This is a genomic window from Kitasatospora sp. NPDC058190, from assembly GCF_042883685.1.
Taxonomy (GTDB): domain Bacteria; phylum Actinomycetota; class Actinomycetes; order Streptomycetales; family Streptomycetaceae; genus Kitasatospora.
Genome location: NZ_JBHVVI010000168.1, coordinates 1 through 15,910, shown reverse-complemented (window position 1 = coordinate 15,910; position 15,910 = coordinate 1). Strand labels below are relative to the sequence as shown.

The window sequence follows — 15,910 nt, the reverse complement described above, 5'->3', positions numbered from 1 at the left end:
GTGTCTCTGGCCCCCCGCGCGTGGGCGGCCGGGGCCCCCGCCACCCGGGGGGGGGGGGCAGTGTGCCGCCGCCAACCCCGGGTGCGGGGCCCCCTCCCCCGGTGGCTCCGCCGCCGCGGCGGTGGGCCCGGCAGGGCCACCACCGCAGCGTGCGGCCGGTCTCCCCACCGGCCGCGGTGCGGCGCGTCGGGTCCCCCGACCCCGCGCGCCGCCACTTCCCCCCTTTTCCCGTCCGGCCGCGGTGTGCCGCGCTCGGCCCCCCGACCTCGCGCGTCACACCGTCCCCCCGGCCGTGCCTCGGCGGTGACGCGCCGTCCCCCGGCCCCGCGCGTCACCGCCGTCCCCCGTCGGCTACACCTCCCAGGGCCACCCGGCGTTCGTCCCCGCCTCCAGCAGCGGGATCAGCCGGAAGGCCGCGTCGCTCAGGCCGCCGAAGGTGTGCCGGTTGGCGCTGCCGCTGGGGCCGTGGCCCTGGGCGTAGCCCGCCAGGTTCCAGGTGTAGACCGGGACGTCGGCCGGGATCGCGGAGAGCGGATCGCTGCCCCGGTAGCCGAAGCCGGTCTGCTCGTCGGTGACGATGACCACCCGGTCGTGGCCCCGGTAGTGGCTGCGGACGGCCTGGGCGGTGTTGGTGCCGCCGAGGCTGCTGAAACGATCCAGCACGCGCAGGACCGCCTCGCCGCGGCCGACCTCGATCACCTGGCTGGTGGTGCCGAACTCGACCAGGTCGGCCTCGGCCGCCCGGACCTTCAGCGCGGTGCCGAAGATCGCCGCCGAGTCCGCCCGGTTGAGCTGGGTCTGGGCGCTGGGCCGGTCGAACATCGAGCCGGAGCGGTCGACCAGGATCAGCGTGCGACCGGGCAGCTCGGGCACGTTGGCGAGCGAGTGGCCGAGTGCCGTCTCCAGCGCGTGCCCCCACCGCAGCGAGGGCGCGTGCCGGTGAGCGGCCAGGTAGCGGAACGGGAACTGGCGGGAGCGCCGCACCTCGCCCGGATCGGAGATCCGCCGGGCCACCCCGGACGCGACCGCGTCCGACACCCCGGCCTTGTCGAAGTTGCGCAGGTTCCGCACCAGCGCCATCGGGCCCATGGAGGGGATGATCGCCTCCCAGGCCGCGGCGTCCAGCGGGCCCTGCAGCCAACCGGCCAGCGCCTCCCAGGTCAGCCCGGCAGCGGCCAGCCGCTCGGCGCCGTCCTCGGCGGTCACGGTCGCCCGGCGCTCCTCGACCGGCAGCGCGAGCAGCTCGCGGTTGGCGGTCAGCAGCGGGACGGCCGCGGGCGGGACGGCCTCCTCCGGCCGGTGCCGGCGGTCCAGCGCGTAGCCGAACAGTGCGCCCTGCCAGGGCTTGTCCGGGTCCGGCGTCGGGTGGGTCAACTCCAGGACGTCGGCGAAGCGGTACCCCTTGGCCGTGGTGTCGTACTTGAGCAGCGAGCGCGCGTCGTACAGCCGCCGCACCGCGTCCGCGACGCCGCGCTTGAGCGGCTTGGGCAGCGCCCGGCCGTAGCGCGAGGTCCAGTACGCGAGCAGCTCGCCGGGCTCGTCGGCGCGCCGCAGCACGGCGTCGACGGCCTGGCGGGAGTGGCCGTGGGCGCCCGCGTCCAGCCGGGCCCGGGTGAACTCGGCGGCGCCGACCAGCGCGGCGGTGCGCATCTGCGCCCCGTACCGCAGCCAGCGCAGCAGCCCGAGGGTCCACTCCGGGTCGGCGACGGCGAGTTCGCGCACCAGCGCGGTGTAGCGGTCGTCGCGGTCGCCGCCGCGCTCGTAGAAGGTGTCCTGGCCGACCATGTTGGCGATCGACAGGAGGAAGAGTTCGGACTTGCGGTCCCGGACGTAGCCGACGCCGCCCTCGTGGGTGCGGCCGCGCTGCCCGGTCGTGGTCACCGGCGAGCTCGGACCCGCCGTGGCCTTACGGACGTTGAACCTGGACATGCAACAGCCCCCCTCGGTCTGTCGGTGGTGTCGACGGGAGGGAGGCATGACGCGGTGAGGGGTGCCCGAGATCGTGTCGGCCGTTGGACGGCCGACGTCGGCGGAGGTGTATGCCTTGTGCTCTACCGAATTGAGCTAGCGGCCGCACTCACGCACGGCACGCCCGGGACTTGAACCCGGAACCGCAAGATCCGAAGTAACCCCCGCCTGCGCACCGGGCACTCCGAAGCGCGATGCCTCCCGAGATCAATGGGTTCGGCTGCGGTATTTGGTTGCTTCACCGCGCCCCGCAAGGGGGCACTCCACAGAAGTAACCGCTGCCGTCGCACCGGGAGGTGCGGAATTCTATTCACGTATGGGTGTCCAGAGTTCGAGGTCGGCTGAGGTGACATTTAGCTGCTCTACCAACTGAGCTACACCGGCCCGAAGCCGATGACGGGACTCGAACCCGCGACCCGCCCATTAACAGTGGAAGTAACCTCTGCCTGCGCACCTGGACGAGAGAGACCTTAGCGAGGCCTCTCCCGCAGGTGCATCTGATTTACCGCCGACTTCGCGCCGCTCACGCCGGAGCGACGATCACCGCCCGCGCCCGCTCCGTCAACTCCCGTACCCGGCGTTCACCCTGGAAGGGCTCCAGCCGGCGCAGCATCTCCACCACGTACTCCCGGCTGCGCTGCGAGGAGATCCGGCCGGCCACCTCGACGGCGCGCTCGCCGGCGGCGACCGCGGCGTCCAGGTTGCCCGCCTCCGCCTCGGCCATCGCCGAGACCACCAGCCGCAGGCCGTGCGAGCGGACGAAGCCCTCGGTGGGCTTGGCCAGCGCCTCGCGGGTGAACTGCCGGACCTTGGAGGGCACTCCGAGGTCGCGGAAGCACTCGGCGGCGTCGGCGGCGAGCCGGTCGTAGGCGTAGAAGTCGATCCACGCCGGATCGGGATCCCCGGCGCGCGCTCGTTCGAGTGCGCTCTCCGCGGCGCCGAGCGCCGTCGCACACGCCGCCGCGTTGCGGGCCTTGGCCTGGGCCCGTGCCTCCACCAGGTGGAAGAAACTCATGGTCCGGGCGGTGGCCAGGCCCCGGTTGCGCTCCAGCGCGGCCTGGGAGAGGTCGACGGCCTCCTCGGCGAAGCCCCGGTAGCCGGCCTGCAGGCTCATCGAGGCGAGCACGTACCCGCCGAGCGGCACGTCGGCGGCGGCCCGGGCGAGTCGCAGGGCCTGGATGTAGTAGCGCTGCGCGGCCTCGTGCTGGCCGGTGTCGAAGGCCATCCACCCGGCCAGCCTGGTCAGTTCGGCCGTCGCGCCGAACAGCGCCCGGCCGACCGCGTCGCTGTACGAGGCCAGCAGCAGGGGCGCCGCCTCCACCCGCAGACACTCCGGCACCATCGACGAACGCCAGTCCCCGCCACCGTACTTGGAGTCCCAGCGGCGGGCCTCCTGGGCGGCCTCGCGGAGCTTGGCGGCGTCCGACTGGCCGACCCGGTAGGAGGAGCTCTCGCTCGGCGAGCGCGGCACCTCCCGCGCCACCGAGCCGTCCGCCGGGTTGATCAGCCAGCGGGAGACGGGCGTCGCGTACGCGGCGACCGAGAAGGTGCCGGTCAGGCTGTCGCTCCAGCGGCCCCCGCCGGGCCCCCGGCGCAGGTCGAGGTCGACCCGGAACAGGTCGGTGGCGGAGCGGACCGCGTCGGCGACGTCGCGCGGGAAGGCCAGGCCGAGTTCGGGCGCCGGGTCGGTGTCGCCCAGGCCGATCTCCTCCAGTGGGACGGGCCGGCCGAGCTTGCCGCCGATCGCGGTGGCGATCAGGTGCGGGACCGGCCCCTGCGGGACCATGCCCTTGCTGACCCAGCGGGCCACCGAGGTCTTGTCGTAGCGCAGCGTCAGCCCGCGTTGCGCGCCCAGGTCGTTGACCCTGCGGGCGAGTCCGGCGTTGCTGATCTGGGCGAGGGTCAGGAGCGTGCCGAGCCGTTCGTTCGGTCCTCGTGGGCTGACGGTCATGGTGGCGGCGGCACCTCCTGCGGCCTTGTGCGCGGGGCCCGGGCGGCACCGGGCCGTAGCTGCTGTACCTAGAGTAGTCGGACGCGTTCCGACGGTTAAGAGGCCGCATTCCGGATGGCGGGATCGCGCACCCGGCGGCGCCGCGCCGGGCCCTCGCGGGGGTTGGTCCGGACCACCCGGAGCGGATCGGACGCGCCGCGCGCCGGAGCGCCGTGCTCCGGTCCCGTGTTCACGTGCGCCCGGCCGTGCCCCCTGGCCCGACCGGCTGCGCGGCGATTCGCTGGTGGTCGTGGGTCGGCCCGCCGTCGAGGACCCGGCGGGCCGGGGGATACCGCCGCCTCAATCCCCGCGGGCGGCGGCTGAGTCCGGGAGGGCATGCGGATGCCCTCCCGGACCGGGCGACGCCTTTCGGCCATCTCGCGATGCCCATGCCAAAGGCGCCCCGGGCGGTCCGGGCCGGGGAGGGGGAGGCCCGGCCCGCTCGAATCCACTCCGCCGGAACGTTCGTTCAGGTCTTCTCCGCACACCTCGCCGAAGTCGCCGCCGAAGGCGTTGCCGAAGCCCGCGTCGCGGCCTGCGCCGAACTCCGTGTCGAAATCCGCGCCGAGGCCTGCCCCGGAGCGCGCGCCGCAACAGAAGCGGAACCGACAACACCGCCTCAGGCAGCGCCCGGTGGTGGCACGATGTCTCCAGACGGCGCGCCGGACCCGAGGGCACGCCCGGACGCGCGTGCCGGCCGCCACGGCACCTCACCCGGCCGCCCGCCCGGCGCCGGACGCGCCGCGCGAGTGCAGGTCCTCGTCCGGTGGAGGCGCGATGCGGTGGCTGACGGGCTGGAGCACGGGCGCGCCCCGAGCGGGCACGCCCGCGCACGAGGTCCTCGCCGCGGTGGCGCCGATCGCCGCGCGCCCCCTGTGGGCCGGTCCCAACCCGCTCTGGGCCGTGGGCGACTGGCGGCCCGAGGAGATCCGCCTGGTCTCCCTCCGTCCCGGCGCCCGCGCCGCGGTCAGCACCGACCCGAACGCCCCCGACCCCGGCGAGGACACCCCCGCCACCAGCCGGCTCGCCGTCCTCGGCCACTGCGGTGCCACCGACGCCGAACTCGCCGCCGGCCTGGCAGCCGCCCGCGGCGGCGCCGTCCGCCACCTGACCGCCTGGCCCGGCAGCTACACCGTCGTGCTGCGGGCCGGCACCAGCTCCACCCTGCTGCTCACCGACCTGGCCGGCGCCCAGCCCGTCTTCCACACCCCCTGGGCCGGCGGCACCGCGTACGCCACCGCCGCGCTCCCGCTCGCCGACCTGGTCGGCGCCCCGCTGGACACCGGCCACCTCGCCGCCCGCCTCGCCTGCCCGGAATCGCCGGAGGCGCTCGGTACCGGCACGCCGTACCTGGGCGTCCAGCGGGTGCCGCCCGGCCATGTGCTCGCCATCCGGGGCGGCCGCCCGTACCTCGACGCGTACGACGAACCGCCCGGCGCCGAGCAGCCGCGCGACGAGGCGCCCGCCATCCGCGAACTCACCCGCGCCCTGCTGGAATCCGTCCGCTCCCGGGTCCGCACCACCGCGCCGGCCGCCGAGGCCGCCGGGCGCGCCCGGCTCGGCGTCGACCTCTCGTACGGCACCGCCTCCGCCACCGTCGCCCTGCTCGCCGCCGCCGTACCGCTGCCGCCGGTGCCGTCCACGGCCGCCGCCCCGGTGGTGGCCGCCGGTGCCAGGACGGGCGGGGCCAGGACGGGCGGGGCCAGGACCGGCGCGGTGAAGGGCTCCTGGGCCCGGTCCGCCGCGCAGGAACCCTCCGCCCCCGAGCAGTTGGCCGCCGTCACGCTCGGCGAGACCGAACCGCCCGCCACCCTCGTGCTGGCCCCCGACACCCCGCGGCTGCGGCACACGGTGCTCGACCCCGGCCCCGACACCCTCCCGTACGCCGGGCTGCGCGCCGACCCGCAGTCCGGCCGGCTCACCGACGAGCCCGGCCCCGAACTCATCGCCGCCGCCCGCGCGGAGGCCCGCTTCGACGCGGGCGGCACCGACCACCTCACCGGCTACGGCGCCCGCCAGGTGCTCGACGGCCACCCGGCCCGGCTCGCCGACCTGATCCGGGCCGGCCGGCCCCGCGAACTCCTGCCCCCGGTCGCCGCGCTGGCCGGCGCCGACCGGGCCGCCGCGGGCGTGCTGGCCGGCGCGCTGCGCACCCCGCTCACCGTGGTCCGGGCCGCCCACCGGCTCTCCCGGGTCCGCTACGCCGAGGCGCTGGACGAGGCGGCCGCCAAGCTGACCGCCCGCCACGTCCCGGACGGCGGCGGCACGGCGGGCGACCGTTCGGCCGTCGACCTCGCCTGGTGCGTGCCCGGCCCGGCCGCCCGCTGGCTCTCGGACGAGGCGCTCTCCTCGGTGGCCCTGCGGCTCCGCCTGGCGGCGCGCAAGCCAGCGCCCGAGGAACACCCCGGCGCGCACCGCGCCCGGCACGCCCTCTACCGGCAGGCACGCTCCTATCGCACGCTCGTGCACGCTGCCGAACAGCCCGGCCAGCGGCTGCACGCGCCCTTCCTGGACAACCAGGTGGTCCGCGCCGCCCGGCTGCTCCCCGACGACGTCCGCCTCCAACCCGGCGCCCGGCACGCCCTCCTGCACGCCGTCCTCACCGGCGCGGGCCGCACCGACCTGCCCCCCGACTGGGGCCGCGGGCCTCGCCCCGACCGCACCGCCCCCGCCCGGGCGGGCCTGCGCCTCGCCGCCGACGGCCTCGCCGAACTCTTCGACGCCCCGCTCCTCGCCGAAGCGGGCCTCATCGACCTCCCCGCCGTGCGCGCCGGCCTCTCCCGTTCCGCCACCACCCTCTCCCCGGCCGCCCTCGCCGGCCTCGCCGACCTCGTCTCCACCGAACTCTGGCTCCGCCGCCTCCGCGCCCGCCGCCACGGCGCCTGCTGGACCGGCCTCCCCCACCCCCAGCCCCCGGCCCTCACCTCCTGACCCGCGGCAACCCGGGCCGAGGGCTGGTTCGACCGGGGCCCCTCATCGGCGAGGCCCGCGCCCGCCGGCCGCCTCCCGGACCCCGCCCCGGCGCCCGGGCGCCGCAGCGCGCACGGCGCCACCGGGGCACCCCGCCCAGTCCGGCGCGGCTGTCCCCGCCCGCCGCGCGGGGCAGGTGATGATGGCGGGGCTGTGAGTCCACGGTGAGGGGAGTGTGTGGTGGCCGGTGTGCGCCCGGGGCAGGACGTTCCCGTTGTGCTGTCGGTGCTCGGGCGGCCGCCGACGGGGCGGCGGCCCGGGGTGTTGGCGGCGTGCGACGGGTCGGACGGGTCGCTGTGGGCGCTGGACCGGGCGATGACGGAGGCGGAGCTGTTCGGGCTGCCGCTGTACGTGCTGGCCGTGGTGAACCCGGCACCGGCCGGGTATCCGCCGGGGATGGCGGAGCTGGTGCAGGAGAGCGTGGAGACACTGGTCGAGAGCATGGCGGACGGGCTGCGCCGGGCGGTGGACACCGTGCTGCGGCAGCGGGGGCGGCCGTTCACGGGGGAGATGTCGCTGCACGTGGTGCTGGGCAATGTGGTCGAGGTGCTGTTGGAGGCGTCGACCCGGCAGCACACGCTGGTGCTCGGCACCCGGGGCAACGGCGGGTTCGCCCGGCTGCTGCTCGGCTCGGTGAGTTCGGCAGCGGTGCACCACGCGGCCTGCCCGGTGCTGGTGGTCCCGGCGCCCGCGGAGGCCTGACCAGCGGGAACGGCTCCGGGTGTCGGGAATGTGCCGAGATGGTTCATCGTTCATCCATCTTGTACACCCGACTCAAGACGCCCTCTGGAGCCCCCCTAAATGAAGGTCGAGATCTGGTCCGACATCGCCTGCCCCTGGTGCTACATCGGTAAGCGCCGCTTCGAGCAGGCCCTGGCGGACTTCCCGGGCAAGGAGGCCGTCGAGGTCGTCTACCGTCCCTACCAGCTGGTCCCGGACGCGCCGGCGACGGCGAGCCCGCACCGCGCCTGGCTGGCCGAGCGGTACGGCCCGCAGTCGGTGGCGATGGACGCGCGGGTGGCCGAGCTGGGCCTCGCCGAGGGCATCACGTACGACTTCGACGCCGCCCTGCACGCCAACACCTTCCTGGGCCACCGCCTGCTGCACCTCGCCGAGACCGAGTACGGCGCCGAGACCCAGGGCCGGCTGAAGGAGGCCCTGCTGAAGGCGCACTTCGCCGACGGCGTGGACGTCGGCGACCGCGCCGCGCTGACGGACGTCGCCGTGGCGGCGGGCCTGGACCGCGAGCGGGTGGCCGCCTACCTGGCGGGCGACGAGGGCTCCGCCGAGGTCACCGCCCAGCTGGCCGAGGCCCGTGAGCTCGGCATCACCGCCGTGCCGACCTTCGTGTTCGAGGGCAAGTGGGCGGTCCAGGGCGGCCAGGAGGCCGAGACCTTCCGCAAGGTGCTGGAGCAGGTCGCCGCCGAGATCGGCGAGCACCGCCCCGCCCCGGTGCAGGTCGCCCCGGCCGGGGAGGCCTGCGCGGACGGCTCCTGCGCGATCTGAGCGATCAGAGCGTTCTCAGGGATCAGAGCGTTCTCAGGGATCCGCGCGATCCGGGAAGGACGCCCTCCGAGGCCCGTTCCACGAGCTGTCAGATGCTCCCGGAACGGGCCTCGGCCCGTGCCGGGGGCGTCAGGAGCACCTGAAGCGGGCCTCGGCCCAGTCCGCGAGGTTCAGCGCCGACCAGATCCCGTGCGCCGGCGCGACCACCAGCTTGATCGACTTCTGCCCGGCCAGCGGCACGTGCACCGGCACCGGGTCGTCCCCGGCGGTGAGCGCGCGGGAGCTCCACAGGGTGCGGCCGTCGCCGCCCTGGACGGAGAACACCACCCCGCCCGGGGTGAGCGTGGCGTCGTCCACCCCGGCGACGGCGTCGAAGGACGTGCAGCCGCGGTTGAGGTCGATCAGCGTGGTCGCCGGGGCGTGCACGGTGATGGCGTGCGGAAGGTACTCGCCGCCGATCCACGCGCCGTCGCGCTGCCAGAACTTGTCGCTGCCCTTCTGCCGGATGCTCGGTCCCTCCGGCGGCACCCGGTTGCCGCCCGGTTTGACCACGGGCAGCGAGTCGCCCCAGAAGTCGGTGGGCGCGGGCGGCGAGGGCGGGGTCACGGTCGGGGTCGGCACCGGCGGCGGGGTCGGCGTCGGGACGACCGGCACCTCCGGCGTCGGCACCGGCGGCAGGGTCGGCGCCGGGACGACCGGTGCCGGGACGGTCGGCTCGGGGGCCGGCGCGCTGCCGGCCGCGGGCGGCCGGCCCTTCGGCGTCGGGGTGACCGTCGGGGCCTGGCTCTGCCGGGGCGACGGTGTCGGCTTCGGGCTGGCGCCGGGGCTCGGTGGCGCCGGTTTCTCCGGGGCCGGGGCGGCACTGCTGGGCGCCGGAGCCGGGGTCGAGGCGGGTGCCGCGGGCGCGGGCTGTTCCGGGGTGGGGGCGGCCGGCGCCGAGGTGGCCGGGGGAGCGGCCGTCGCGGGTCTCGGTTCGGGCGAGCCGGTCAGCGCGTACGCGGCGACGGCGGCCGCGGCCATCGCCACGGCGGCGGCGATCCCGGCCTTGGCCGCGGTGCCCAGGCCCTCGCCGGCCGCGGCACCCACCGCACTCCCTCCGGAAGCACCGGAAGCACCTGCGGCACCCGCGGCGCCGGCCGCACCCACCGTCGCACCGCCCGACGATCCGGCGGAGGCCGCCGCCGTGCCGGCCGCCGCCGCACCGCCGACCGCGGCGGCGCCGCCCACGGCGGCCGCGGCGGCGCCGAACCCGCCGACGCCGACCCAGACCAGCACGCCGCCGGGCAGCAGCGCGCGCAGGCCGGTGTTGATCTCGGTCAGTTCCAGGCAGGCCGCCGTGCAGCGGTCGCACTCCCTGAGGTGGCGCCCGACCTCCGCCGAGGCCCGCTTGCGCAGCGAGCCGCGCGCGTACGCCCCGAGCCGGTTGGCGTAAGCCTCGCACGTGCTGTCCTGGCTGCCGGAGACGTGCGCCTGCAGGAAGCCGGCGGCCAGCCGGTCGCGGGCCCGGTGGGCCTGGACGGCGGTGGCGTTGGCGGTCTTGCCGAGCATCACCGCGACGGTCTTCGGCGACTCCCGCTCGACCTCGGTGTGCCAGAGCACCACCCGGTCGTCCTCGGGGAGTTCGGCGTAGGCCTGCATGACCATGCGCTGGTCGGCCATCGCCATCGCCCAGGCGTCGGCGCCCGGGTCGGCCAGGTCGAGGTCGACCACGGTGGCCGAGCTCTGGGCGAACACGCTGAAGTCGTCGACGAGTTGCTCGCGTCGTTCGCTGCGGGTCCAGGCGGCGGCGACGTTGCGCACAGCCGTCAGCAGGTAGGCGCGGACGGCGAACTCCGGGCCCTTGCCGGCCTTGAGGGCCTGCAGGGTGCGGGCGAAGACCTCGCCCGCGAGGTCCTCGGCGGTGAAGCTGTCCCGGCAGCAGGTCCGCGCGTAGCGGCGCACCGAGTCGACGTGTCGGCGGTAGATCTCCTCGTACGCGGTGTCGTCGCCGGCCCGTACCCGGGCGGTCAACTCGGCGTCGGAGGGTGGGCGCTCGCCGTCCACCGGGTCGGCGGGGGCGGGCACGGTCGGACGGGCCGGGCGGCCGTCGCCGACGAACGCCTCGGGGGCGACGCCGCCCAGGCCCGCCGGGGCCTGGCCGGGCACCCGGCCGGGCGGCAGCGCGGCGGCCGAGGCGGAGAAGGATTCGCGGCTGGGCATCCCGGCCTGGTCGGGGACGTGTCCGGCGCCCGAACCCGCTGTGGGGCCCGGCACTTGGGTGGCACCGGTGTCACCGGGGCCCGCGGCGGACCCTTCGGCGGTACTACCGGAGAGGCCCCCGAAGTCGAGGCCGTACCCGTAGTCGTTCTGTTCCTCGGCGCTCACAACGGACCCCAGATTCCACGACAGCCCCCGTAGTGTGGCAGGGCAGGCGGGAGTGCGTAGGCGCACGGTTCCCCGGCGTGCGGCGCCGACGGCGCGCGAAGGGCGCGCATCGGGACATTGGCTCCAACCACGGGCAAAGGATGGCATAGCGCAGGGAAGGGCGGTAGCGGGACCGGCCGGTACCCACTCTTCCGAGGGGCCGTCGAGGGGGCGTTCGCCCAGCGTGCGGCATCGGGTCGCACGACGCCCGCACCCGGCGCGCGCGCCCTGTCCGCGCGCCGGTGTGCTGCCCAACTCCCGTACTCGTCGGGCGCGTCGACCGTGCCTGGTCCGACGCGTCCACCGTGTCCCCCGTCCGCCGGGGTCGGGCCGCGAGGGGTGTCAGTGAGCCCGCAGCCCGTCCAGCAGGATCTGCAACAGCCGGTCCGACGGCCCGGAGGCCGGTTGACCGTCCGTCTGTGGAGCAACCGCCGCGAAGCCGGCCGCCGTCGGCGCCGAGACCGAGGGACGCGCCGCGTGCACCGGCACCGAGGCCGTCAGCACCAGCACCACGTCGGACACCGTGACGCCCGGCCGCAGTTCACCCGCCGCACCGGCCCGCGCCACCAGGGCGGCCAGCAGTTGCAGCAGCAGCCGGGGATCGGCGTCCGCCGCCGAGGGCTCGACCGCCGCACCGGAGCGCGCCTCCTCGCCGCGCAGGTCGAAGCGGACGGCAGCCGGCACCTCCGACACCCGCTGCTCGGGCACCCGGCCCAGCTCCTCCGCGTACCGGAACGCCTCCGGCGGCAGCAGCCGCCCGGCCCCGGTGCTCACCGCCCTGGCCAGGTACCCGGCCAGCGCCTCCCAGGCGCCGTCGCCGCCGTACAGCGACTCCCGTGCCTGCGCGGTCAGCCAGGCCACCTCCTCGGCGGCGATCCGCTGGACCAGCACCTCCTTGCTCGGGAAGCGCCGGTAGACCGTGCCGACCCCGACCCCGGCCCGGCGTGCCACCTCCTCCATCGGCGCGCCGTAGCCGAACTCGCCGAACACCTCCCGGGCCGCCCGCAGCACGCTCTCCAGGTTCCGCCGGGCGTCCACCCGCAGCCGGGCCCCGGGCACCGGCGCGGCGGCCGGCTGCGGCTCCGCCCGGTACGGGACGGCCGCGTACGACATCCCGCCCGGAGGCGGCAGGTCCACCGGGCCGCGCTGCTCCGGCACCGTGCCCTGTCCGGTGTGCGGTACGCCCGGCCGGCCCAATACCTGCTCCTGTTCCATCATCCCAACTCTCCCCCGCAGGCGTCCGAATCCGGACCCTGTCGTCGCCCGCCCCTGCACCCCCCGGTGCAGCTCAGCCCGTCAGAAATGACCCGATGAACCATCGTTCGTGCCGCCCGTCCCGTTCCGGTGACCACGGTCGTGCCGCCGAGCCGCCCTCACGTCCGGCCCGGCGCGTCGGCACCGTCCGGGGCCCTGTCCGGGAACTAACCTTCCCCGGATGACTGTCCCCCAGTCGGGTTCTCACGCCAACGCTGGAACTGGCCGTAGTGGCCGCTCCACGGTGCGTCGCCGCCGATTGTCATGGCGACGGCTGCTCCGGCACACAATCCGACCATAGTTCACGGCTCTTCGCGTCCGAAAGTGCGTCAGAAAGTCGCCCAGCAAGCACAACCGGCCACGACCGTCACTTCCGTGGCAACCCGCCCCGTACGGACTGTGGACAAGACCACCCCGGCCGGTCCTTCATAGGGGGGCGTGATGGGGGACACCCCCGGCCGCGCGGCCGGGACGAAACGTCACATCGGCAGGAGGTGCACCATCAGGATCCTGATCGCCGGCGGCGGCTGCGCAGGAACGGCCACCGCACTCCACCTCCAACGCGGCCTGCGGGAACGGCTGCGACGCGGCGAGGTCGAGATCACCGTCGTCGAGCCCCAGGCCTACTTCACCTACCACCCGCTGCTGGCCGAGGTCGCGGCCGGATCGATCGACCCGCGGCACATCGTCGTCCCGTTGCGCCGGGCCCTACCGGACTGCCGGGTGCTCACCGCCCGGATCACCCGGATCGAACACGCCGCCCGCCGCGCCCTGGCCGACGCCGCGGGCCCCGGCGAGACCCCCGCGCCGATCGAACTCCCCTACGACGTCCTGGTGGTGGCCCCCGGCTCGGTCTCCCGGACCGCCCCCGTGCCCGGGCTGGCCGAGCACGGGCTCGGCTTCTCCACCGTCGGCGAGGCGGTCGGCCTGCGCAACCACGTGCTGGAACAGCTCGACCTCGCCTCCGCCACCCGCGACCCGGCGCTGCGCCAGTCCGCGCTCACCTTCGTCTTCGTCGGCGCCGGCTACGCGGGCGTCGGCGCGCTCGCCGAACTGGAGGACATGGCCCGCACCGCCGTACGGGACTACCACAACGTCCGCGCCGAGGACCTGCGCTGGGTGCTGGTCGAGGCGACCGACCGGATCCTCGCCGAGGAGTCGCCCGAACTCGCCGAGCACACCCTCGGCCAGCTGCGCGAACGCGGTGTCGACATCCGGCTGCGCACCACTCTGGAGTCCGCCGTCGGCCAGGTCGCCGCGCTCTCCGACGGCAGCCGCTTCGGTGCCCGCACCCTGGTCTGGACAGCAGGCATCCGGCCTTCGCCGATGCTGCGCGACACCGACCTGCCGCTGGACACCCTCGGCCGGGTCCGCTGCCTGGCCACCCTGCAGGCCGTCGGCCCGGACGGGCGCGCCCTGCCCGGCGTCTGGGCGGCCGGGGACTGCGCCGCCGTACCGGACCCCGACGCGGACGGCGCCCCCTGCGCGCCCAACGCCCAGCACGCCTTCGCCCAGGCCGAGTTGCTCGCCCGCAACATCGCGGTGGCCCTGGACGGCGGACCGCACGCGCCGGGCCTCGCCGAGTACCGGCCGGGCCCCGCCGCCTGTTCGACCTCGCTGGGCCTGGGCCGGGCCGTCGCCCACACCCGGCGCGGCGGCCGGCTCACCGGGCGGCGGGCCTGGTGGCTGCACCGGGCCCGGCACCTGCGCCGGCTGCCGAGCACCGAGCGCCGGGTGCGGGTGCTGATGGACTGGGTGCTGGGCGGGGTGTTCTCCCGCGAGGTGGTCTCCCTCGGCGCGATGGAGCACCCGCGGTCGGCCTTCGAGGAGGGTTTCGACTCCGGGCCCGGCCGACCGCCCGGCGCAGCGCCGGAAGCGCCCCGATGAACCGTCCCGCTGCCTCGATGAGCCGGGTTCCTGCCCCGACGGGTGATTGCGCAACCCCAGTGCGACGACTGATCCGACGGCCACGCCGGGCGCGCGACTTCCGGAACCGGCCCTCCGCCTGACAGGATCAGCCCGACCTTGTCATTACCCCGTGTGCTGACGTGCACACAAAAAGTGATGATATGCCTGGAAAACGAGGAAGCGGCCGTCGTTTGAACCTCATGCGCTGGAGCGCCCGGCTCACCGGGGCCCCCTGGCGTGCCGCCCCACCCAACAGGGCCGGCACCGACGAGGGCATGCCCTCCACCGACGGCATCGTCGTGCCCAGCCCCCGCGACCCGACCAGCCCCGCCACCACGCCCGAACTCCTCGACCCGCACAAACCCCAGAACCTGCGCGAGGTCCTCAATCGGATCCCCGCCCCGGTCGCCGTCACCTACGGCCCGCTCCACCAGCTCGGCTACGCCAACCGCGCCTACCGCGAACTCTTCGGCGACCGCCCCACCGGCCTTCCCGCCGGCGAGGCCCTCCCCGAACTCGGCACCATGGGCGTCCTGCCCCTGATGGACCAGGTCATCCGCGGCGGCCGCCCCCGCAGCGTCAAGTCCCGCTGCATCCTCGGCCTCACCGGCAACCGCTACTACAACGTCTCCTGCGTCCCGCTCGGCCCCGGCGACACCGGCGACACCCCCACGGAGGGCCCGCCCGCAGGAGTCCTCATCTTCGCCGCCGAGGTCACCGACCAGGTCCTCGCCGCCGCCCGCCTGCGCGAAGCCGAACGCCGCCAGCGCGAGGCCGCCGTCACCCTCCAGCGCAGCCTGCTGCCGCAGAAGCTCGACCAGCCGGCCGACCTGCGGGTCGCCGCCACCTACCAGCCGGGCGGCGCCGAGGCCGCCGTCGGCGGCGACTGGTACGACGTCATCGCCATCGACGGCGGCCGCACCGCCCTCGTCATCGGCGACGTCATGGGACGCGGCCTGCGGGCGGCCGCCGTGATGGGCCAGCTGCGCACCGCTGTCCGCGCCTACGCCCGCCTCGACCTGCCCCCGCACGAGGTGATGCGCCTGCTCGACGGCCTCGCCATGGAGATCGACGCCAACCAGATCGCCACCTGCACCTACGCCGTCTGGGACCCGCAGCGCAGCACCCTCTCCTACGCCTCGGCCGGCCACCTCCCGATGCTGCTGCGCTGCCCGGACGGAACCATCCTGCGCAGCGAGGAGCAGAACGGCCCCCCGCTCGGCACCGGCGACGGCCTGCACGTCTCCCACACCCTGCGCCTGCTGCCCGGCACGACCGGCGTCCTCTATACGGACGGCCTGGTCGAGCGCCGGGACGAGGACATCGACCAGGGCCTCGACCTGCTGGCCCGCACCCTCACCGGTGCGATCGGCGCCCCCGAGGTGATCTGCGCCCGTCTCCTCCGGGCGATGGGTGTGACCTCGGAGCACGACGACGACGTCGCCGTCCTGGCCTTCCATCTGCCGGCGGAGAAGGACGCTGAGAATCCGGTTGCGGAGCTTGACTCGGCCACTCCCGAGGTCTAGTGTTCTTCGAGCTGCCTGGCAGGGAGCACCGGACACGCATTTGCGCGGACGGTCCCGAGGTGGCCAATCCTCTGAAACACCACTTCCGGTTCGTGCCGGTCGTTTTCGCGTTCTCGCGGTGCGGCTCGGTGCTTATTCGGCGTGCGCGTTTTATCGGATTGCGGTCGATTCGCTTTTCGGAGTGAGGATCGGCTAGAGTTTGAAACGTCGGACGGGGCGTCAAACCCCAGAAGACACCGGCGAGTTGGATGAAGGAAGCCCCGGAAACGGAGCAGAAAACATCTGATAAGCTGGAAACACGAAAGAACGAAGCGCCCGGAGGGCCCGCTGGAAGGCGGTCCGAAGGAAGCGTCCGTTCCTTGAGAACTCAACAGCGTGCCAAAAG

General features: G+C 75.2%; 8 protein-coding genes and 1 pseudogene. 5 read left to right on the top strand and 4 right to left on the bottom strand.

Annotated features, from left to right (window positions below; all coding sequences use genetic code 11):
• Window positions 1–351: 351 nt before the first annotated feature.
• Window positions 352–1,929 (bottom strand): TROVE domain-containing protein, encoded by a 1,578-nt coding sequence (locus ACFVWU_RS41225; RefSeq protein ID WP_387630989.1) that lies wholly within the window; start codon window positions 1,927–1,929, stop codon window positions 352–354.
• A 562-nt stretch (window positions 1,930–2,491) separates the two neighbouring features.
• Window positions 2,492–3,919: an MFS transporter gene (locus ACFVWU_RS41220; RefSeq protein ID WP_387630986.1), complete on the bottom strand. Its 1,428-nt coding sequence runs from the start codon at window positions 3,917–3,919 to the stop codon at window positions 2,492–2,494.
• An 816-nt stretch (window positions 3,920–4,735) separates the two neighbouring features.
• Between ACFVWU_RS41220 and ACFVWU_RS41215 the strand changes: the two genes are divergently transcribed.
• From ACFVWU_RS41215 to ACFVWU_RS41205, 3 genes are all read left to right on the top strand, one after another.
• The gene (locus tag ACFVWU_RS41215; protein ID WP_387630984.1) at window positions 4,736–6,889 is read left to right on the top strand and encodes an asparagine synthase-related protein; all 2,154 of its coding nucleotides are present in this window, start codon (window positions 4,736–4,738) and stop codon (window positions 6,887–6,889) included.
• 219 nt (window positions 6,890–7,108) lie between these two features.
• Entirely contained in the window at window positions 7,109–7,630 is a 522-nt protein-coding gene (locus tag ACFVWU_RS41210; protein ID WP_387630981.1) for a universal stress protein, read from the top strand.
• Between the two features lie 99 nt (window positions 7,631–7,729).
• Window positions 7,730–8,434: a DsbA family oxidoreductase gene (locus tag ACFVWU_RS41205; RefSeq protein WP_387630979.1), complete on the top strand. Its 705-nt coding sequence runs from the start codon at window positions 7,730–7,732 to the stop codon at window positions 8,432–8,434.
• A gap of 129 nt (window positions 8,435–8,563) precedes the next feature.
• On the opposite strand, the gene ACFVWU_RS41200 is transcribed toward ACFVWU_RS41205, so the two are convergent.
• Entirely contained in the window at window positions 8,564–10,798 is a 2,235-nt protein-coding gene (locus ACFVWU_RS41200; RefSeq protein ID WP_387630977.1) for a sigma-70 family RNA polymerase sigma factor, read from the bottom strand.
• Window positions 10,799–11,179: 381 nt separating this feature from the next.
• Window positions 11,180–11,950: a TetR/AcrR family transcriptional regulator gene (locus ACFVWU_RS41195; protein ID WP_387630991.1), complete on the bottom strand. Its 771-nt coding sequence runs from the start codon at window positions 11,948–11,950 to the stop codon at window positions 11,180–11,182.
• A gap of 582 nt (window positions 11,951–12,532) precedes the next feature.
• On the opposite strand from ACFVWU_RS41195, the gene ACFVWU_RS41190 reads away from it, so the two are divergent.
• Both ACFVWU_RS41190 and ACFVWU_RS41185 read left to right on the top strand, forming a co-directional pair.
• Complete coding sequence (locus ACFVWU_RS41190) at window positions 12,533–13,978, top strand: NAD(P)/FAD-dependent oxidoreductase (RefSeq protein ID WP_387630975.1); 1,446 nt, start codon at window positions 12,533–12,535, stop codon at window positions 13,976–13,978.
• Between the two features lie 212 nt (window positions 13,979–14,190).
• Window positions 14,191–15,483, top strand: a pseudogene (locus ACFVWU_RS41185) (SpoIIE family protein phosphatase); the annotation flags it as partial.
• Window positions 15,484–15,910: the final 427 nt, after the last annotated feature.